Annotated in this window: 17 protein-coding genes and 1 pseudogene; 13 read left to right on the top strand and 5 right to left on the bottom strand. The window is 69.7% G+C overall.

Going from position 1 to position 20,386, the window contains the following annotated elements:
• The first annotated feature begins 30 nt into the window (after nt 1–30).
• The 6 genes and pseudogenes from FOH10_RS20855 to FOH10_RS20830 all read left to right on the top strand — a co-directional run bounded on the left by FOH10_RS20855 (nt 31) and on the right by FOH10_RS20830 (nt 6,836).
• Nucleotides 31–2,216, top strand: a pseudogene (locus FOH10_RS20855) (VWA domain-containing protein).
• Between the two features lie 140 nt (nt 2,217–2,356).
• The gene (locus FOH10_RS20850) at nt 2,357–2,539 is read left to right on the top strand and encodes a hypothetical protein (protein ID WP_115061543.1); all 183 of its coding nucleotides are present in this window, start codon (nt 2,357–2,359) and stop codon (nt 2,537–2,539) included.
• 118 nt (nt 2,540–2,657) lie between these two features.
• Nucleotides 2,658–3,578 carry an alpha/beta fold hydrolase gene (locus FOH10_RS20845; protein WP_143982007.1) on the top strand — a complete coding sequence of 307 codons (921 nt, stop codon included), beginning with the start codon at nt 2,658–2,660 and terminating at the stop codon, nt 3,576–3,578.
• Nucleotides 3,579–3,864: 286 nt separating this feature from the next.
• Nucleotides 3,865–4,485, top strand: a complete 621-nt coding sequence (gene cobO / locus FOH10_RS20840) for a cob(I)yrinic acid a,c-diamide adenosyltransferase (protein ID WP_143982006.1) — start codon at nt 3,865–3,867, stop codon at nt 4,483–4,485.
• Nucleotides 4,479–6,311, top strand: coding sequence for a cobyrinic acid a,c-diamide synthase CobB (locus FOH10_RS20835; protein ID WP_143982005.1), 1,833 nt, complete (start codon nt 4,479–4,481; stop codon nt 6,309–6,311). Before cobO ends, FOH10_RS20835 begins: the two co-directional genes overlap by 7 nt.
• A gap of 156 nt (nt 6,312–6,467) precedes the next feature.
• A complete protein-coding gene (locus FOH10_RS20830) occupies nt 6,468–6,836 on the top strand; it encodes a cobalamin biosynthesis protein (RefSeq protein ID WP_308212912.1) in 369 nt (122 codons plus the stop codon).
• 204 nt (nt 6,837–7,040) lie between these two features.
• On the opposite strand, the gene FOH10_RS20825 is transcribed toward FOH10_RS20830, so the two are convergent.
• Both FOH10_RS20825 and FOH10_RS20820 read right to left on the bottom strand, forming a co-directional pair.
• Entirely contained in the window at nt 7,041–8,141 is a 1,101-nt protein-coding gene (locus tag FOH10_RS20825; protein ID WP_143982004.1) for an Rv3169 family protein, read from the bottom strand.
• Nucleotides 8,142–8,163: 22 nt separating this feature from the next.
• The gene (locus FOH10_RS20820; protein WP_143982003.1) at nt 8,164–9,297 is read right to left on the bottom strand and encodes a phosphotransferase family protein; all 1,134 of its coding nucleotides are present in this window, start codon (nt 9,295–9,297) and stop codon (nt 8,164–8,166) included.
• A gap of 277 nt (nt 9,298–9,574) precedes the next feature.
• Between FOH10_RS20820 and FOH10_RS20815 the strand changes: the two genes are divergently transcribed.
• The 5 genes from FOH10_RS20815 to FOH10_RS20795 all read left to right on the top strand — a co-directional run bounded on the left by FOH10_RS20815 (nt 9,575) and on the right by FOH10_RS20795 (nt 15,683).
• Nucleotides 9,575–10,924 carry a DoxX family protein gene (locus FOH10_RS20815; RefSeq protein WP_143982002.1) on the top strand — a complete coding sequence of 450 codons (1,350 nt, stop codon included), beginning with the start codon at nt 9,575–9,577 and terminating at the stop codon, nt 10,922–10,924.
• Nucleotides 10,925–11,026: 102 nt separating this feature from the next.
• Nucleotides 11,027–11,437: a PPOX class F420-dependent oxidoreductase gene (locus FOH10_RS20810; protein WP_235204458.1), complete on the top strand. Its 411-nt coding sequence runs from the start codon at nt 11,027–11,029 to the stop codon at nt 11,435–11,437.
• 234 nt (nt 11,438–11,671) lie between these two features.
• The gene (gene cobA, locus FOH10_RS20805; RefSeq protein ID WP_244962106.1) at nt 11,672–12,901 is read left to right on the top strand and encodes a uroporphyrinogen-III C-methyltransferase; all 1,230 of its coding nucleotides are present in this window, start codon (nt 11,672–11,674) and stop codon (nt 12,899–12,901) included.
• 591 nt (nt 12,902–13,492) lie between these two features.
• Complete coding sequence (locus FOH10_RS20800) at nt 13,493–14,977, top strand: MFS transporter (RefSeq protein WP_425326095.1); 1,485 nt, start codon at nt 13,493–13,495, stop codon at nt 14,975–14,977.
• 67 nt (nt 14,978–15,044) lie between these two features.
• Entirely contained in the window at nt 15,045–15,683 is a 639-nt protein-coding gene (locus tag FOH10_RS20795) for an HD domain-containing protein (RefSeq protein ID WP_143982000.1), read from the top strand.
• Nucleotides 15,684–15,707: 24 nt separating this feature from the next.
• Here FOH10_RS20795 and FOH10_RS20790 read toward each other — a convergent pair whose 3' ends face one another.
• Nucleotides 15,708–15,947 (bottom strand): hypothetical protein, encoded by a 240-nt coding sequence (locus tag FOH10_RS20790; RefSeq protein ID WP_143981999.1) that lies wholly within the window; start codon nt 15,945–15,947, stop codon nt 15,708–15,710.
• A gap of 701 nt (nt 15,948–16,648) precedes the next feature.
• Nucleotides 16,649–18,115, bottom strand: coding sequence for an HNH endonuclease signature motif containing protein (locus tag FOH10_RS20785; protein WP_143981998.1), 1,467 nt, complete (start codon nt 18,113–18,115; stop codon nt 16,649–16,651).
• Between the two features lie 230 nt (nt 18,116–18,345).
• Here FOH10_RS20785 and FOH10_RS20780 point away from each other — a divergent pair, with 230 nt between their 5' ends.
• On the top strand, nt 18,346–18,597 hold the full coding sequence (locus FOH10_RS20780) for a hypothetical protein (protein WP_143981997.1): 252 nt from the start codon (nt 18,346–18,348) through the stop codon (nt 18,595–18,597).
• Here FOH10_RS20780 and FOH10_RS20775 read toward each other — a convergent pair.
• The gene (locus tag FOH10_RS20775) at nt 18,594–19,418 is read right to left on the bottom strand and encodes a helix-turn-helix domain-containing protein (protein ID WP_244961305.1); all 825 of its coding nucleotides are present in this window, start codon (nt 19,416–19,418) and stop codon (nt 18,594–18,596) included. The two genes, FOH10_RS20780 and FOH10_RS20775, sit on opposite strands and share 4 nt — an antisense overlap.
• 106 nt (nt 19,419–19,524) lie before the next feature.
• Here FOH10_RS20775 and FOH10_RS20770 point away from each other — a divergent pair, with 106 nt between their 5' ends.
• Complete coding sequence (locus FOH10_RS20770) at nt 19,525–20,343, top strand: alpha/beta fold hydrolase (protein ID WP_244961304.1); 819 nt, start codon at nt 19,525–19,527, stop codon at nt 20,341–20,343.
• The last annotated feature ends 43 nt before the right edge of the window (nt 20,344–20,386 follow it).

Below are 20,386 nucleotides of genomic sequence, written 5' to 3'. Positions count from 1 at the left end.
TCCCGTGTTGCGCATCCCGAATCCGTACGAGTGGGCGGTTCGTCCGTCGGGGACGATGCCGGGTTCCCGTTCTCGGCCGTGGTCGGTCAGGAGCGGTTACAGCTCGCGCTGATCCTGTGCGCGGTGCATCCCGGTATCGGTGGTGTGCTGGTGCGCGGGGAGAAGGGCACCGCCAAATCGACCGTGGTGCGTGCGCTGGCGCAGTTGCTGCCGCCCATCGTGGACGAGAGCGGGGCGCGGCCCGCCCGGCTGGTGGAGTTGCCGGTGGGCGCGACCGAGGACCGTGTGGTCGGCTCACTGGATCTGGAGCGGGTGCTGCGCGACGGCGAGCAGGCGTTCAAACCCGGTCTGCTGGCGGCCGCCCACCACGGCGTGCTCTACGTCGACGAGGTGAACCTGCTGCACGACCACCTGGTGGACGTGCTGCTCGACGCCGCCGCCATGGGGCGGGTGCATATCGAACGCGATGGCGTCTCGGCCTCGCATCCCGCCCGTTTCGTGCTGGTGGGCACCATGAATCCGGAGGAGGGCGAGCTGCGGCCGCAGCTGCTGGACCGCTTCGGCCTCACCGTCGACGTGGTCGCCTCGCGCGAGGTGGACGTGCGCATGGTGGTGGTGCGCCGCCGCCTCGACTACGAGGCGGACCCGGCCGGATTCGCGGCCCGCTACACCGCCGCTGACCGTGAGGTGGCCGAGCGCATTCTGTCCGCACGCGACCGCCTCGACGAGATCACCCTCGACACCGTGGAACTGCGCCGCATCGCAGCCCTCTGCGCGAGCTTCGACGTGGACGGGATGCGCGCCGATCTGGTGGTGGCACGCACCGCCACCGCACACGCCGCCTGGCGCGGCGGCGGCGCGGTCACCGAGGAAGATGTGCGGGTGGCGGCGGAACTCGCACTGCCGCACCGACGGCGGCGCGACCCGTTCGACGAGCCCGGTATCAGCGAGGAGCAGCTGGACGAGGCCATGCGGCAGGCGGCGGAGGAAGCCGCGCGGGCGCAGGAGGACGATCCGGGAAAAGCGATGGGGTCTCGCCCGACGACGGTGCGGGGCCGCTGACCGACGACACGGAACCCGAAGGCGGAGCGGCTGATTCGCCCGAGCCCGAGGACTCGCGAGGCTGCGCGGATTCTGCCGAGGGCGGTGCCGATACTGCTGAGGGCGGTGCGGATGCTGCCGAGGGCCGTTCGGAGAGCCGGGACGGCCATTCGGACCTTTTCGATGGCCGTTCGGATGAATCAGACAGCCATTCGGGCCAGTCCGAGTCGGCGTTGGATCCGACCCGGGATGGGCCGAATCATCCTGACGCCGAATCGGATTCACGGGTCCGTCCACCAGGCGATGTGAATTCTCCTGATGGCGAGTCGAATTCCGGTCGTCCCGCCCGGGAGAACGATGCGGGACTGCCCGCGCTCTCCCCGGCCAAGCCCCCGCGCTGGGAGGTCCCGGGTATCGGCGAGGGTGCCCCCGGCCGCCGCTCCCGCGCCCGCACCCGGCAGGGCCGGGTGGTGCGCGCCATCGCGGACACCACCGGCGGCCTGCACCTGCTCGGTACCGTTTTCGCCGCCGCGCCGCACCAGCGCGCCCGGGGCCGCGACTCCGGCCCCCTCGCGCTGGCCGTCGACGACCTGCGCGGCGCGTATCGCGAAGGCCGCGAAGGGAATCTGGTGGTCTTCGTGGTCGACGCCTCCGGTTCCATGGCGGCCCGCGACCGCCTGTCCGCCGTCACCGGCGCGGTGGTGACGCTGCTGCGCGATGCCTACCAGCGCCGCGACAAGGTCGCCGTCATCACCGTGCGTGGTCAGGACGCCGACCTGGTGCTGCCGCCGACCTCCTCGGTGGACATCGCCGTCCGTCGCCTGGCGGGCATCCGAACCGGCGGCAAAACCCCACTGGCGCAAGGACTTCTGAAGGCCCGCGAGGTTCTGGCCCGCGAGCGCGTTCGCGACCCCCGGCGCCGCCCGCTGGTCGTGCTGCTCACCGACGGCCGCGCCACCGGCGGCACCGATCCGGTCCCGCGCGCTCGCACCGCCGCCCGCCTGCTGGCCGGTGACGGGGTCACCGCCATGGTGGTGGACTGCGAACGCGGCATGATCCGCCTCGGCTTGGCCCGCGATATCGCCCGCGACCTGCGCGCCGGATATCTGCGGCTGGGTGAGCTCACCGGCGAGTCGGTCGCGGGCGTGGTCCGCGCCGGAGTCGGCGTCGCCTGATCCGGGTCGTCTGATCCGGGTCGCCGGTGCGTCCCCTGCGCTGCGATGCCGGGCGTTCGGTGCCGCCGACCGGCCGCCGCGCGACCGCAGGCGCCGATCGCCCACGGGAACGAATCGTGGCGCCCACACGTCGAAGGTGTATGGGGATATTTCGTCGTCGTGACCGGCGGGCCGACCGGCGCGGCCAGGTGGCCGACAATGGTGCCGATTTCATGGGGGAGGCCGCACCGGCCTTGATCGAGGCCGCCGCACCCGGCCTGTTCCGTGCGATCACCAGCGGTATCGGCCGTCTCTTCTCGGCGGTCCTGCACGCCCTGAACTGACCGACTGCTGCCAATCCGGTGGCTGCTGGCTGGATTGTGCCCGGAATCGTGCTTGAAATAGTAAAGTCCGTAGGAAATATTCAAGCTACTCGGGAGTCCGAGGAGAGAGGGGGCCGCCATGGCCGATATCACCAGGAGTGTGCGGCCCGACTGGGTCGATGACGCCCTGTTTCCGTTCGAGAGCCGATTCATCGATATCGACGGGCACACCGTGCACTACGTCGACGAGGGGTCGGGGCCCACACTGCTTCTGCTGCACGGCAATCCGACCTGGTCGTTTCTCTGGCGCGACGTGATCCGGGGGCTGCGCGACGACTTCCGGTGCGTCGCCCTCGACTATCCGGGCTTCGGGCTGTCGACGCCGAAGCCCGGATACCGCTACCTGCCCGAGGAACACGCCGACGTGGTCACCGCATTCGTCGACGCGCTCGGCCTCGAGGGCGTCACCCTGATCGGGCAGGACTGGGGCGGCACGATCGGCCTGGCCGCGGCGCAGCGGCGGCCGGGCGTCTTCGAGCGCCTGGTACTCGCCAATACCTGGGCGTGGCCGGTCAACGGCGACCTGCACTTCGAGGCGTTCTCGCGCCTCATCGGCGGACTTCCGGGGCGCTTCCTGGTGCGTCGGTTCAACCTGCTCGTCAACACCTTCATCCCCACCGGACATCGCCGGCGCACGCCCACCGCGGCCGAAATGGACCACTACCGCCGCGCGCTGGACACTCCGGAACGCCGCCAGGCCTCGGCCGTCCTGCCCGGCCGGGTCCTCGCCAGCCGGACCTTCTTCGCCGAGGTCGAGGCGGGTCTCGCCGATATCGCGCAGCTGCCGACCCTGATCGTGTGGGGTGACGCCGATATCGCCTTCCGGTCGCGGGAACGTGAGCGTCTGGAAGCGACCTTCCCCGATCACCGGACCGTGATCGTCCAGGGTGCCGGCACCTATGTGGAGTCCGACGCGCCCGAGGAGTTCATCGCCGCGTTCCGCGACTGGGCGGCGAGCCGGAGCGGGTCCGCCGGTCGCGCGGGTGAGGAGCGCCCATAGTCCGCCGGACATCCGGCTGAGCGGACAGCACCGGACGCCCGCGACTTCGACACCGATGCCGCCGCCGCGGACGGGGCATCCTGGAGTGGCGAGTGGCGAGCGGCAGGCGCGGGCGGCCAGCGAGCCAGTTGGCGGCTTCGGTCGCCCGGCCGGGCTCGCGGCGGTCGGTGTGGCGCGTTGCCCGGCGGGCGGTGTGGCGCGCTGCCCGGCGGTCGGCGCGGGGGCGTGGTGTGGCACCGTTGGGGGCGGCGACCGGGGGTCGCCGTCGCGAAAGGAGCCACATTCCATGCCCAAAGGTGTCCCGCTGCCGGAGAGCATTCCCGACGACGGACTGACGACGCGGCAGCGGCGCAATCAGCCGGTGCTCGCGGTGCACACCGGGCCCGGCAAGGGGAAGTCGACCGCGGCGTTCGGGATGGCGTTGCGGGCGTGGAATCAGGGCTTCGACATCGCGGTGTTCCAGTTCGTGAAGAGCGCCAAATGGAAGGTGGGGGAGGAGGCGGCCTTCCGCGCCCTCGGCGGCCTGCACGAGCAGACCGGTGCGGGCGGGGCCGTGGAATGGCACAAGATGGGTGAGGGCTGGTCCTGGACCCGCAAGCACGGCACCGAGCAGGATCATGCCGCCGCCGCCCTGGCGGGCTGGCAGGAGATCGCGCGCCGCCTCGCCGCCGAGCAGCACCGCTTCTACGTCCTCGACGAATTCACCTACCCGCTGAAATGGGGCTGGGTCGATGTGGACGAGGTGGTCGACACCCTCCGCTCCCGTCCCGGCAACCAGCACGTGGTCGTCACCGGCCGCGACGCCCCGCAGGCCCTCGTCGAGGCCGCCGACCTGGTCACCGAGATGACCAAGGTGAAACACCCGATGGACGCGGGCCGCAAGGGCCAGCGGGGGATCGAATGGTGAGTACACCGGCGGTGGTGATCGCCGCACCCGCCTCCGGCAGTGGAAAGACCACGGTCGCAACGGGTTTGATCGGTGCGCTGCGGCGAGCCGGGCATCGGGTGGCCCCCTTCAAGGTCGGCCCCGACTACATCGACCCCGGCTATCACGGACTGGCCGCTGGTCGCCCCGGCCGCAACCTCGACCCCGTCCTGGTCGGCGCGGAACGGATCGCGCCGCTGTATCTCCACGGCAGCCGCGACTGCGATATCGCGGTGGTCGAGGGCGTCATGGGCCTGTTCGACGGTCGCATCGACGAACACCACACCGCACCCGTGGCCGAGGGCTCCACCGCCCAGATCGCCGCCATGCTGGGCGCACCGGTCGTCCTCGTGGTCGACGCTCGCGGCCACAGCCAGAGCCTCGCCGCGCTGCTGCACGGTTTCGCCACCTTCGACAGCGGTATCCGCCTCGGCGGCGTCATCCTCAACCGTGTCGGCAGTGAACGCCACGAACAGGTGTTGCGCGCCGCCTGTGCCCGCGTCGGCCTCCCGGTCCTCGGCGCACTACCCCGCATGGCCGAATTGGCCGTCCCCTCCCGCCATCTCGGCCTCATCCCCGCCGTCGAACACGGTGTCGCGGCCGAATCCGCGGTGGCGGCCATGACCGACCTCATCGCCGCACACATCGACCTGCCCGCCGTGGTGTCCCTGGCAGCCTCCCGGGTCACCGGCCCCGCCTGGGACCCCGCCGCGGAATTGCGGGCCGCGATGGCAGCACACGGCATCTGCTCGGCAGCTACCGCTGCCGCCGATCAGACCCACGAGCCGGGCGCTCCCACCTCGACCGCTCCCGCCGAGGCGGTCGTGGGCGTCGGTGCCGCTGTCGGCGAGGGGCACGAGCCCGTCGGAGCATCCGTCATGCGAGATATCGGCGTCGGCGCTCGGCGGCGGGACGGTTCCGGTGCCACCGGTCCCGCGGCCGCCGCCGTCCCCGACGCGGCCGCGGTGCCTCGTGCCGATCGTGTCGCCGCCGTCACGACAGATATGGGAGACGGCACTCGACGTGGCGATGCGGTAGGAGGAATCGAAGAGCCTGCCTCGTCGGCCGGGGCGACCGGTGGCGGAGTCGGCGGTGCCGGGGTCGGCACCATTGGCGGCAGCGCCGCCGGGTTTGGTGGTGTCGAGGACGGCGATTCGGCCGCGGTCGCGTCGCACGGTGCCGGTGTGGTCGTCGCCGTCGCCGGGGGCGCCGCGTTCACCTTCGGTTACGCCGAGCATCGGGAACTGCTCGAGGCGGCCGGGGCGCGGGTGGTGGTTTTCGATCCGCTGCGTGACGAATTGCCGCCCGGCACAGCGGGTCTGGTGTTGCCCGGCGGGTTCCCCGAGGAGCATGCGGCGGAGCTGTCGGCGAATACCGCGCTGCGCGACGCGGTGGCCGAGAGCGCGCGGCGGGGTATGCCGATCCATGCCGAATGCGCCGGTCTGCTCTACCTGACCCACTCGCTCGACGGCCATCCCATGGCCGGAGTCGTCGACGCTGCGGCCGAATTCGGCCCCCGCCTCACCCTCGGCTATCGGGATGCGGTGGCGCTGTCCGATTCCCCGCTGTGGTCGGCGGGCGAACGGGTACGCGGCCACGAGTTCCACCGCACCCGGCTTACCGCCACGGGTGCGGACCTCCCCGCCTGGGGCTGGCGCTCACCCACCGGCGAAACGGTCAGGGAAGGCGCTCTCCCGCACCGCGTCCACGCCTCCTACCTGCACACCCACCCCGCCGGAAATCCGGCGGCCATTGCCCGCTTCGTCACCGCCGCAGCGGATTTCGCCCGGAGCCGGACAGGTGCCTGACGCACCCGGCGGCGCGATCGACATCGACCGGCACCGCACTCCCGATCGGCTTCAGCCGACCGATCACCGGGTGCGTGACCATCGCCGCAGCGGCCTGGTGCGTTTGGACATACCCCCGGCCGCTGGTGCCGTAGCGCCCGGAGGGAGTGGGTTCTCGTGACGGGTGCTCTCGTGGTCGGCGTGGGCATGCGGACCGGGGCCGATGCCGCTGACATTCTCGATGCGGTGCGCGCGGTGGCCGCCGAGGTCGAGGTCGCCTGCCTGGCCACCGTGGACCGCAGGGCCGAGGAGCCCGGATTGGTCGCGGCGGCGGCCGAACTCGGCGTTCCGGTGGTCGCGTTCACACCGGACGAACTGGCGGCGGTGGCGGTGCCCAACCCCTCGGTGCGCACCGCCGCCGCGCTCGGCACGCCGAGTGTGGCGGAGGCCGCCGCACTGCTCGCGGCGACGGGTGGGCGGTTGGTGGTTCGGAAACGCGTGGTCGGCGGAATCACGGTGGCGACGGCTGTATTCGGCGGACGCTAGCGGATCCACCGCGCCGATCGCATCGCGAGGCGGCCGTTTGGTCAGGGACGCCCCGCGCGGTTAGGGACGTCGCGCGTGGTTAGAGACGCCCCACGTGATTTGGGACGCCACGCGTGGTTAGGGAGGCCCCGCGCCGGGTGTCGGCGCGGGGTCCCGTCGAACCGTGGCATGAAGTACTTCGTCACCACCGGCCCGTCGGATTGCTCAGGGTGCCACCGACGTCCAGTCCGCGAATCCGGTCGGGTCGTGGCGGCCCAGGCTGCCGTGCTCGAACAGCCCCCAACCCTCGGCATCACCGCAGCGGGCCTTGCCCACATGGTCGATGACGCCGAACGGGATGCGGCCCGCGATGGCGGGGTCGGTGAGGTCGTAGCGGCGGCTGTCGACCCAGCGGCGGCCCTTCCACTGGCCGTGCAGCCAGTCGGGGTCGCCGCCGTAGCCGCAGCCCACGTTCAGGGCGATGAAGGTCCCGGCTTCGACCTCCACTTCCAGCGGTTTGCCGTCGGGGGTGGTCAGTTCGAGGCGCAGCGACACCGGAATCCGCGTGCCGGACTTGTAGGTGAGGTGCACCCGCGGCCAGCCGAGCTGTTCGATGCGCCCGTCGTGCCAGATGCGGGTGGCGTCGTTGAGCGTGCGGAATCCGTTGGGTTCCTCCTGCACGATGACGATGATGGAGAAGTCGTCGAAACGCAGCGGCACGTACAGCCACCAGAAGCCCTGTGACGGTTCGTCGGCCGCGCGTCCCGGCGGATCGGATTCGCCGACCGGCCGGATGCCCCAGGACCGGTCCCGGGTCCCGGTCCACACCGCCGGATCGACCGTGAAATCGGTGCCGTCCACGGTGAGCGTCCCCGACCACGATCCCACCTGCGCGAACCGCTGCGCGTCGATGATGGGCCGGTTCAGCCCGGTGATGATGGTGTGCGGCTCCTCCCGCACCACGGGAAACGCGCCCTCCCATGTCATGTCGAAGGACAGATCCTCGTGTTCGCACACCGCGCGGATCTTGTGCAGCGGCTCGATCACCTCCAGCCGGTACCCGCCGACGGCGAGATCCAGGCTGCGCTCGGACAATGCGTCCGAGAAGCGCACCGCCCGTTGCTCGTTCCCGCGTCGCACGGTCGCGAAGGCGTCCACCACACCGAGATTCGGGTACACACCGAACCCGGTGACGAGGAAGGTGCCGCCGTCCCGGTCGGAGGCGTTGAAGTAGCTGCGGTCGTAGAAGTTACGATCGCTGGTACCCACCCGCGCCATGGGCAGCGGCGTCTGGTGGATGGGGTATTCGTCCAATGGACCGATCATGTCGTTTCCTCGGTTCGCGGGGTCAATCCCAGGCGTAGGTGCCGTCGAGCAGGGCCTGCAGCAGTGGCCGGTGCATGACGTAGTCGTCGCGGTCGGCGGTGTCGGTGTCCTCGCCGAAATGGATCATGCGGCGTTTGATGCGCGCCATGACGATGCCGTGTCGCAGCGCCGCGTACATGAGGTACCAGTCCAGGTCGCGCACCCGGTGCCCGGTGAACTCCTCGTACAGCCGCTCGACGTCGCTGCGCCGCATGAAGTCCGGCAGGCCGGGCTGGTCGAATCGGGTGGCGATGTCCTGGAAGAACCGGTGGATGAGCACTGTCCACGCCACATCGAGTTCGCGCGGGCCGATGGCCGCCATCTCCCAGTCCAGCACCGCGACCGGATCGAAGTCGCCGAACATGATGTTCCCGGGCCGGGCGTCGCCCCAGCTGAGCACATCCGGTCCGGGATCGGCGGGCCAGTGTTCCTCCAGCCAGTCGAAGGCCCGCTCCAGGATCGGGATGCGATAGCCGTCGCGTGCGAGCGCCCAGTCGTACCACGCCTTCTGGGCGTCCACGTGTCGCCGCAACGACGATCCGGTCCCGGCCAGCGTCGGAAACCGCTCGGCGGGATCCTCGATGGCGTGGATCTTGGCGATGACCTCGATGGTGTTGCGGGTCACGGCATATCGCTGCTCGGGCGTGGCGTCGAACAGCCAGCCGAGGAAGACGTAGGGCGGATTGTCCTCGGGCACTCGCCCGTCCACGCGCCGCATGACGAAGAACGGCGCGCCCAGCACGCTCGGATCCGGCTCCAGCCAGGCCAGTGGCGGCACCGGCACGTCGGTGGCTTCAGCCACCCCGGCCATCACCGCGAATTGGGTTGCCAGATCGTAGGTTTCGAAAACGGGAAAGGAGCTGTCCTCCGGTGGCAGCCGCGCCACGAACGCGCCGCCGGCCGCCGCGCCGCGCTCGGTCCAGGCGGCGTCGAAGAGCAGGGTGGTGCTCGACATGCCGCCCGCCGTCGGACGGGTGATGGACGTGACCTCGGGCGGGCGGTCCGCCTCGACCTTGGTGGCGAGCCACTGCGCCAGCGCGGCGGCGACCGCGTCGAGGTCGCGTTCGGTGGTGGTCAGTTGCCGCCGCTGGTTGGGATCGGCGTCGGCCGATGTCATGGATCCTCCTGACACAGTGGGACGGTGAGTGGAATGTAACGCGTTCTAGTTGCCGTGCGCCATGAAATCGGCGGATGGAATCCGGTAGTTCCGGTCACCGGGATGATCCCTTGTCTTCCCCGGCTGTACTGGGGAAATACGCCGCGGTGTGGATGGCACGTAAGCCGCGAGGAGTACGTCGGCTCCGGCGGAACCGGGGTGGAAATCAGGGTCAGCCTGGAGGTCGCGCGCGCCCGGAATTCGTAGCGTCGAACTCTCGACAAAGAGAGGGGACACCATGAGCGTGGGGACGGTCGCCGTCGACACCGACCTCGATCAGCCTCCGGCGGCCGCGACGCGGTGGAATCCGTTCACCCGCATCGCCTTCCGTTTCAGCTTCGTCTACTTCGGGCTGTTCTGCGTGCTCTTCCCGCAGATAATGCTGTCGTTTCTGGGACCGCTCGCGCTGCGGCTGCCCGACGACCTGGTCATCAGATACGCGCAGCTGCCCGCACCGGTCATCGAATGGGTGGGCCGCGCGGTCTTCGACGCCGAGGCGGTCGTGCGCACCGATTCGGGCAGCGGCGACCAGGTCTACTTCTTCGTCCTGGTGTTCTGCATCCTGGTGCTGGCGGTCGCGGCCACGGTCGTCTGGACCCTGCTGGATCGCCGGCGCACCGAATACCGTCGCCTGGCGGGCTGGTTCCTGCTCTTCCTCCGCCTGTGCCTGGCCACCCAGATGCTGCTCTACGGCTTCGCCAAGGCCATTCCCACCCAGATGGCGGAACCGTCGCTGGTGACCCTGCTACAGCCGTACGGCGACTTCACCCTCATGTCGGTGCTGTGGAGCCAGGTCGGCGCGTCCCCGGCCTACGAGATCCTGCTCGGCGCGGCCGAGATACTGGGCGGCCTGCTGCTGCTCCTGCCGCGCACCGCGCTGGCGGGCGCGCTGCTGAGCCTGGTGAGCATGGCGCAGGTGTGGGTGCTGAACATGACCTACGACGTGCCGGTGAAACTGCTGTCGTTCCACCTGCTGCTGCTCAGCCTGGTGCTGCTGGCCCCGGAGGCACGCCGCGTGACCGCGGTGCTGCTCGGCGGCGCGGCCGGACCGTCCACGGCTCCGCGTCCCTTCCACGGCCGCGCCGCCCGAATCGCCGCCGTGGCCCAGATCGCGCTGGCCGCGTGGCTGTGCGTCGGCTTCGCACAGATCAATCTGGAGGGCTATCGCGAATGGGGCGGCGGTCGGCCGACCTCCGAGCTGTACGGCATCTGGAACGTGGACGAGTTCACCCGCGACGGTATTCCGCAGCCGCCGGTGCTCACCGATGAAAACCGTTGGCGGCGGGTGGTGTTCGAGGATCTCGAAGTGATCCACTACCAGCGGATGGACGACACGCTGGTGCCCGTGCTCGGCACGGTCGACGCCGCGGCGGGCACGATCGTCATGAAGCCGGATCCGGAGGGGCCCACCTGGGCGGACTTCACCTACGAGCGACCCGCTCCCGACCGGCTGGTGTTGACCGGCACGATCGACGGCCAGCCGGTCACCATGACGTTGATGCGGCAGGACGAGAACGAATTCGCCTTGCGCGGTTCGGGATTCCATCTGGTGCAGGATTATCCGCACCTCAGCGGCGGTGTGCAGTGAGGTAGGGACGCACGGCCGAACGAGTGATCCCGGCGCTCTCCGGCGAGATCGCCGGGGGACCGCCGGGAATGCTCGGCGTAGGGGTTGGCGTTCGCAGCGAATGTGAACGCAGCCACTCTGCCCGAGAGCCTGAAGAACCACATCGACGAGGCGAAGGTGTACGCCACCGTCGCCACGATCGGAGCCGACGGCCAGCCGCACCTGACCGTGGTGTGGCTCGACCGCGACGGCGACGAGCTCATCTACTCCACGACGGTCTCGCGCCAGCAGTACCGGAACATCGTCCGCGACCCGCGTGTCACGGTGATGATCAACCCGCCGGATCGGCCGTACGTCTACGCCGAGGTCCGCGGCGTGGCCAAGGCCGTTCCGGACCCGGAACGCGCCCTGCCCGACCACATGTCGCTGAAATTCACCGGCAAGCCCTACCGCGAGTTCAATCCGGCCTCGGTCGACGATGCCGACCGCGTGGTCGTACGGATCAGCCCCACCAAGGTGCTGGGCCGCTTCTGAACAATCGGGGGCGACAGCCCGGTGCGCCCGTGCCGGATCGGCGCGGGTCCGGGGTTCGAGGGCCGCGTACCCGGTGAGGTATCTATCGTTTGCCACACGGAAGCCGGTCGCATGTCGGGTCCGCTCGGCCACGCCGTAGGCTTGAACCTTGTGCAGAACACGTCAGCCGCATCTCATGACCGCGCCGGCGGCGACCCGAACTTCGCTCCCCGCGCGGGCGGGGATGAGCCGTACCTGGTCGGACTGGATCTGAACGGTCGTCGCGTCGTCGTCGTGGGCGGCGGGACCGTCGCCCAGCGGCGGCTCGGACTGCTCATCGCCTCCGGCGCGGACGTGCACGTGATCACCCGGGCCACCACCCCGGCAGTGGAGGGCATGGCCACCTCCGGGCAGCTCACCCTCACCCTGCGCGACTATGTCGACGGCGACCTGGACGGGGCCTGGTACGCCCTGGCATGTACTGATGAGCCCGACACCAACGCGGCCGTGGTCGCCGAGGCCGAGCGCCGACGCGTCTTCTGCGTGCGTGCCGACGCCGCTCGCTTCGGCACCGCCGTGACCCCGGCCACCGCCCGCTACGACGGTCTGACCCTTGGCGTGCTGGCCGGCGGCGAGCATCGCCGCTCGGCCGCCGTGCGCACCGCACTGCTCGAGGCGCTGCAATCCGGGGTGGTCACCGACGAATCCGAACCGACCGCCCCGGGGGTCGCGCTCATCGGCGGCGGCCCCGGCGATCCCGATCTCATCACGGTGCGCGGCCGCCGCCTGCTGGCGCGCGCCGATCTGGTGGTGGCCGACCGGCTCGCCCCGCCGGAACTGCTCGCCGAACTCGGACCGCACGTCGAGGTGGTCGACGCCGCCAAGATCCCGTACGGCCGCGCCATGGCGCAGGAGGCCATCAACGACGCGCTCATCGACGGGGCGAAGGCGGGCAAATTCGTGGTGCGGCTCAAGGGCGGCGACCCGTACGTGTTCGGGCGCGGCTTCGAGGAATTGGAGGCGTGCGCGGCGGCGGGTGTCCCGGTGACGGTGGTGCCGGGTGTCACCAGTGCCATCTCGGTGCCCGCCCTGGCCGGGATACCGGTCACGCACCGCGGCGTCACCCACGAATTCGTGGTGGTCAGCGGCCATGTCGCCCCCGACCATCCGGATTCGCTGGTGGACTGGCCCGCCCTGGCCCGGCTGCGCGGCACCATTGTGCTGCTCATGGCGGTGGAGCGGATCGAGCAGTTCGCCGCCGCCCTGCTCGCGGGCGGCCGCGCCGCCGACACCCCGGTCACCGTCGTCCAGGAGGGCAGCCTGCGCACCCAGCGCACCCTGCGCGCACAGCTGTCCACGGTGGCCGAGCGCGTACGCGCAGAGGGCATCCGCCCGCCCGCGATCATCGTCATCGGCCCCACCGCCGGATTCACCGCGGGCACGCCGGACGCTGAGGCTGTGTCTATTGACCAGGGCGCGAGCTGAGTTGGCAGGGGGCGTGAGCTGAGTTGACCGGGGCGCGAGAGCTGAGGTGACTGGTGGCGTGAGCCGAGGTGACCGGGGGCGTGAGCTGAGGTGACCGGGGGCGCGAGCCGAAATGGCCGGTGGCGTGAGCCGGGCTGGCTGGTGGCGTGAGCTGAGGTGACCGGGGGCGTGAGCCGAGGTGACCGGGGGCGCGAGCCGAGTTGACCGGGGGCGCGAGTTGAGTTGGCCGGTGGCACGAGGTTGACGGTCGGCGTGGGCTGGTCGTGGGCGTGGTGATGGTCGTGCGAGTTGTTCGGCGTCCTGTCGGGTGCGATCGGAGGCACGCATCCCGCGGGCGAGAACCGACTGGCCGGTCGTTCGTGTGTACGGACCGGTTGTGCTCGGTTGGTGGTGCGAGAGCCCGCGGGGGTGGGCGTTGGTTGAGGTCCCCGACGCGAGCGACGGTCGAACCCGATCGTCGGCGTGTGTCGGTCGCGCCGGTTGCGCGCCTCAGGTCGGGGGCGTGTGGAGGCTACCGGGCGGCCGCTGCGTGGCTCCGACCGCGCGGTGAGATCGGTTGGCCGTGTCCGGCATCCATTACAGTGGCTTGCTGTGCTCGATAAACCCGCTGCGACGATGCAGTATCCGGTGACCACGCGGGCGTTCGGGCTCGCAATCCTCGTCCTGAGCGGGCTGCAGCTGATGGTGGTGCTCGACGGCACCGTCATGATTCTCGCGCTGCCGCGGTTGCAGGAGGAGATGGGCCTGTCCAGTTCGGGCAGCGCCTGGACCGTCACCGCCTACGGCCTGCCGTTCGCGGGACTCATGCTGCTGGGCGGGCGGCTCGGCGACTCGTTCGGCCGTAAACGCATGCTCATCCTCGGCGTCGCGCTGTTCACGGTGGCGTCCGCGCTGTGCGGTACCGCCACCAACGAAGCCTGGCTCATCGCCGCCCGCGCCTTGCAGGGCACCGGCGCCGCCATTGCCGCGCCCACCGCATTCGCGCTCGTGGCAAGCACTTTCGCGCCGGGGCCCGCGCGCAATCAGGCCATCGCCATCTTCGGCTCCATGGTGGGTATCGGCTCGGTCGGCGGTCTGGTGATCGGCGGCGCGCTCACCCAGGTCGACTGGCGCTGGATCTTCTGGATCAATGTCCCCATCGGCATCCTCATCGTGATCGGCGCGATCTATCAGCTGCGCGATACCGAGCACCACCGCATCAGCATGGATGTGCGCGGCGCGATCCTGGGCACGGTGGCGGTGGCGGCCATCGTGTTCGCCGCCACCGAGGGGCCGGTGTACGGCTGGGACAGCGCGGTCATTCTCGGCTCGCTCATCGGCGGCTTCCTGCTGCTGCTCGTCTTCATCTTCGCCGAGCGCACGGTCGCCAATCCGCTGCTGCCGTGGTCGCTGTTCGACAGCCGCGACCGGGTCATCTCCTTCGCCGCCATCTTCCTGGCCTCGGGTGTGCTGGGCGCGACCACCTTCTTCGTGGCGCAATTCCTGCAGAACGTGCTCGGCTACAGCCCGCTGATGGCCGGTCTGGCGAGTATTCCGTTCACCCTCGGCGCGGGCGTCGGCACGGCCGTCGCGTCCAAACTGGCCATGCTGGTGCCGCCGCGCTGGCTGCTGTTCGCCGCCGCCCTGCTGCTGGCCGCCGGGCTCTTCTTCGGCTCGACACTGGATCAGACCGCCGAATACTTCCCGACCCTGCTGATCCTGCTGTCCGTGGTCGGCTTCGCGGTGGGCACGACCATCGTGATCCTGCCGCTGTGCGTGCTGGTGGGCGTGGATATGGCGAATATCGGCCCGCTGTCGGCGGTCGGCCAGATGTTCATGAATATGGGCACCCCGGTCGCGGTCGGCCTGCTCAGCCCGGTCGCGGCCTCCCGCACCCTCTCGCTGGGCGGGCACACCGGCAAGGCCGCCGATATGAGCACCGCCGAAATCGCCGCGCTCGGCAGCGGTTACACCCTCGTCCTGCTGGTCTGCGCCATCGGCACCGCCATCATGGGCCTGCTCGCCCTGACCCTGCGCTACACCCCCGCCCAGCTGGCGCAGGCCCAGCACAATCAGGAGGAAGCCGAACGCTCCTGAGCGCGGTGGTGAAAACCACCGTGCGCCAAGGGTGTTGCGCGGGCCGACGATTCGGCACACTGCGTACATGAGTACCGACGCGACGCTGATGGAACGGTGGGCGGCGCTGGCCGGTCCGCATGCGCGGGCGGTGGGGGAGGATCTCGTCCGGCGGTACCGTGAGCCGCACCGGCGGTACCACACGGTCGAACATCTGGCGGCCATGCTGGCCGTCATCGACGATCTGGCCGCGGCCGCCGACGATCCGGACGCCGTCCGCTACGCGGCGTTCTTCCACGACGCCGTCTACGCGGTCGACCGCGCCGACAACGAGGAGCGCAGCGCGCGTTTGGCGGAAGCGGCACTGCCCGATCTCGGCGTGGATGCGGGCACGGTGGCCGAGGTGGCGCGGCTGGTACGCCTGACCGCCGGGCACGCCCCGCAACCCGACGACCGCAATGGCGCGGTACTCTGCGACGCCGACCTGGCCGTGCTCGCCGCGGACGAAACAGGTTATGCCGCCTACGTATCCGCCGTCCGCGCCGAATACGCCCAGATCCCCGACGACGCGTTCCGCACCGGCCGTCGCGCGGTACTGGAGGGCCTGGCACGGCTACCGCGACTGTTCCACACCGACATCGGCCGCACCCGATACGAGTCCGCCGCACGAGCCAACCTCACCCGCGAACTCGCGGCGCTGTCGACTCAGCGGGTGCCCCACCTGTAGGTCCCTTTCGCGCAGCGTCCCCGTTCACACGGCCAACGGAGCCGGTGCCGAGGCGGCCTGCCGGGGTGGATCATACGAACGCCAGACCCGCGCCAGCCGCCGCACCGCCTCCCGCAGTTCGCCCGGACCGGCGACGAAGCCGATCCGGATCATATAGAGACTGCCGCCGGTGGGGCCCAGTCCGGAATCCGGCAGCACCGCGACGCCGCACCGCAGGGCACCTTGGGCGAAGGCGATGCTGTCACCGTGGGGAGTCGCACCCACAGCGTCCGCCCACCGGCAGTCTCGGGCACCCGCCATTCGGGCAGATGGTGGCCAAGGCGTGGTGCAGGAGACCGTGGCCTTCCTTGCGCTCGTGGGGGCGGGGCGAGACGCGGGCTCATCGAGCTGGCGCTTTCCTGGAATGTATGGGCTTTGAGGTGGCAAGAGATATGAAGTGTGGTGGCGTTGGGTGCCTTTCCTGACTTTCGCTGACGCCGGGTTGGGTGCCGTTGGCTGCTATTCCGGCCTGCGGACTGGCTGCGGTGGCGTTTTACAGATTTGATGGTTCGGGGATTGTTCGACGCTTGAGGTCTGGCGGGGGTTTCGGAGCTTTGGGGATCGCGGCGGTGCGGTTGGGTGCTGGCTGGAAGGTCGGGTGCGTGCTGGGCCTGGTGAATCAGGCCGTTCGTGATGTTGCTTGCGTGCGGCCCGCAGGGTCTGGGTGTGGCCGGAACGCGTGGATGCGGCTGGACGGCGTGAGCGTGGCCGCAATGTGCGTAGGCGCGGCCCGACGGCGGAGGCGGAGCCCGATGACGTGAGTCTCCCCGGATGACGTGGGCGTGGCCGGACGGTGTGGGCGTTGGTGTGGCCGGATGGCGTGGGTGTGGCCCGCGCGGGCAGGTGGTGGCCGTGCGGGTGGTCCTGTATACCAGGTGCCCTGGTGGACGGTTGGTGTCCCGTCCACAAAGGGTGTGGTGGTGGGCTTATTGCCGCAGGGGTGGTGGTGGTAGCCCGGCGTCTTGTTTGACGCGCAGTCGGTGGATGGCGGGGCCGAGGAGTTCGTCGCCGTGGTGGCGGTGGTTGACCCGCCGACCCCGTGCCGGATCGTGATGGGCCGGGGGACGCCACCCGGTACGACCCGGATACCCAGTGTGCGCACCCATGCGTTCGGTGGCCCATCCGGTGGGGTCGTCGGTGTCCTCGGCGACCTGGGCGTGGTGCCGGTCGCACACCAGGGTCAGGTTGTCGATATCGGTGCCACCCTGGTGTGCCCACGGGATCAGATGGTGCACCGCGCACATCGTCGCGGGCGCGTCACAACCGGGGAAGGTACAGCCACGGTCACGGGCCACACACGCCAACCGCTGCCACCGCGACGCCAACCGCTGCCCGCGCCCGAGGTAGAGCGGGACTCCGTCGCGGCCGAAGAGCAGCAGCCACGGGTAGCGGCCCTCGGCCAGCCGCAACGCGGCCGGGATCGACATCGTCGTGCCCGCGGCGGTGACCGCGTGCCCGGTACCGCGTTCGAGATCTTCCATCCGCATGGTGAGTACCACCGAGACGGGCATGCCCCGGTGACTGCCGAGGGTTTTCGATCCGCCGGTGGCGGTCAGGAACGCGGCCACAGCATCGTGATTGCGTTGCGCGATGGTGCGGGTGTCGCGTCCGGCGGCGGCCTCGAGGTGTTTCGGGTCGATGGCGCGGGTGGCCAGCGAGGGACTGTCGGGGTCGGCGGGGTTACACATGCCCGGCCGCGATCCCTTGGCCAAGACCGCGTCCAGCAGTGCCCGCAGGTGCGGGGTGAGCAGTCCGCAGATTTCGGTCATGCCGTCGATGCGTTGACGTCCCACCGTGATCCCCCGGACGCGGGCGCGGTCGCGGTCGTCGGTCAGGGTGCCGTCGGGGTCGAGGTGAGCCAGGATCGATTCCCCGACCGTCACGATCGCTTCCGGGGTCAGCTCGCACGCGTGCTGGGCCAACAGCTGTTCGGCCTCTACCCGTAATTCGGTCGGTACGGCGGCGGGGATGCGGTCCATGACCGTCATGATGCGGCGGGCGTGTTCTACCGACAGCAGCCCGGCCGCTTGGTGGGCGGCGGTGTGCGGTAATTCCGGTTCCCGGTCTTCTCCGTGCACGAAATGGAACACGCCGAGTTTCTGTGCTGCGCGTCGTCGTGATCCGGCCTCGGCCATCGATATCCGCAGGGTTTCGCTCAAATACTTGGTCAGGCTCTTGGATCCGGCGCGTTCGGGCAGGTGCCGGTCGCTGGTCTCGATGACCAGGCGATGCGACACCGCGCCCAACCGGGCGCGGAAGGCTTCGACGCGTCGCATCAGTTCCACGAAGTCGGTGTCGGTGTAGCGGGTGAGGTCTTCGTCGAGCAGGGCGGTGGTCGCGGTCGTCAATTCCTCCACGACCGCGAATACCTCTCCTGCCCGGCTCGTATTCATGCCGAAATTCTATCGGGAAAAGCCACTGTGCCAGAAGGAGAAACATCGTTCACGCACCCCTTCCAGCAATGCGATTTGTCCTTTGATTATCGCCCTGTGGCTACCGTGCCCGCGAATACACGAACCCGACGTATCGACCGCCTCCCCCCACCATCGATCGGAGAGACCGACGTGCTGTCGGGTCGGCCTGACGATCTCTCGAACAGCGAGAAGGATGCGAGAATCGCCCGATGGACGACTACACCACCCACAAGCAGCGGGCCGAGGCGCTACTCGAGGAGCTCACCGCCGCAGCGGAAGTCAGCGAAGCGGAGCGACGGAACGTGATCGCGCAGGCGCAGGCGCACGCCGCCCTCGCGCAGGCGGAGGCCCAACGGGAGACCGCGGAGGCAATACGTGCGATCGGGGCGTTGTCGGCGTCGGAGCCGAGCGGTTTGACCGAACCCGGATCGGGCTCGCGTTCGGTCGTCCGTGGGAATTAGATTGTCGGCCAAGCGACTTCGTCGATCGCAAGCCATGGCGCGGTGGCCACGCCGGTGGGGGTCATATCGATGATCGACTTGATTCGGCGGTGAAGATGGGACTGGTCGGCATAGCCGGCCTCGGCGGCCACATCCGCGGGCGGGCGCCCTGCCGCGAGGAGATGGGCGGCATGATCGAAGCGTACGAGTTCGCACGCTCGCTTCGGCGAAACTCCGAGATGAGTCCGGAAACGAGACCATAGGCGCTGGCGCGTCCAGCCGATCTCCATGGCAAGGTCCTCGACGCGGAGCAGCCCTCTGGTGCGGATGGTCTGGTTCCAGGCGTACGCGATCTCGGGCGCGACGCCGAATCTGCGGGCGGCCCGGTCGCGAAGGAACTCTGCGGCGACTGCGAACCGATCGTCCCATGACGGCGTCGCACGCAGCCGCTCGGCAAGGGCGGTAGCGCAGCTGCCCCACAGTTCCCGCAGCGGAGTCACGGTACCGCCGATGACGTCGGTGTCGCGGAGAATTGCTGCGGCGACAACAGGAGACACCCGGATCTGTAGGACGTCGCCGGCGCCTGCCCCGGCGACACGTACGGCACCCGCATCGAGGCCGACGATCGTGTCACCCGTGACCGAGCGCCCGAGCCGATCGTGGACGACCACCTGCTCGCTGAGATCGAACAGGAGCGTAACCATGGGGTACGGGATCATCGTGATGTCGACCGAGGCACCGTAGTTGTATCGGAAACCCGCCATCCAGACTCCCGGAGTCGGTTGTCGGACCGGAACCGCGACATCGACCCGATTCCAATCCAATTGGCCGGCAGCGGTCATGCAGCCAGATTAGTCGGTGTTCCGGATGCTCGGCGAGCGCGCGGACGGCGCGCAGGCGTGACATTCGTTCAATACGGCGGGGCCGCCTGCGACGACGCTGTCGGGTATGACCAAATCGACTCCAGCGCAGGCGCGACGCTCGAGGACGGTGCGCGGGGTGCACGTCGTCATCGACGGGAACTCGGCGGCGCCGCCCGTGCTGCTCATCCACGGTTCGGGCGCCGTCGGTTCCACCTGGGCAGCGGTGGTGCCGACGCTGAGCAGGGAACATCGGCTGATCACGATCGACCTTCCCGGATGCGGCCGGTCCGAGTCGGCCTCGACGTATGCCGTTGCACAGCAAGCGGATCGGATAGCCGCCGTATTGGACGAACTCGGCGTCCGAAACGTGGATGTCGTCGGTCACTCCAGTGGAGGTTACGTCGGCACAGCCCTCGTAGAGCGTCGTCCCGACCTGGTCGGCAAGTTGATCCTGGTCAGCACCGGGCCGAGCCTTACCGCCCTGCGCCCCGAACCGGCCATCATCCGGGTGCTCGTCTCGCCGCCGATCGGGCCGCTCATCTGGTCGATTCGTAGCGACTCGATGATCCGCCGCGGACTAGCGGCGACGGCGGCGGCCCGGATCACGGTGCCCGACGAGGTTGTCGCCGACCTGCGAAGGACTTCCTATCGAGCCTTTCGTGCGATTCTCGCCGCCAACGGCGACTACATTTCCACCCGATCGGTTCCCCAGCGCCTCATCGACGCCGGGAAACCCGTCTTCGTGATCTTCGGAGACTCCGACCCTCGTTGGGACCCGGCGTCGGCGCACCAGTACGCGGCGGTGCCGGGTGCCAAGCTGGAATACCTCCGCGGAGTCGGACATATCGCGATGCTCGAGGACTGCGATGCTCTCGCCCTGAGTCTCGCCCGCGCACTCGAATAGCCAACACGTTGGCCGGAGCATCAGCCGAGGTGCCGAAGACCTG

This window comes from Nocardia otitidiscaviarum (assembly GCF_007362295.1).
GTDB classification, from domain to species: Bacteria; Actinomycetota; Actinomycetes; order Mycobacteriales; family Mycobacteriaceae; genus Nocardia; species Nocardia otitidiscaviarum.
This window is presented reverse-complemented; position numbering and strand designations above follow the sequence as displayed.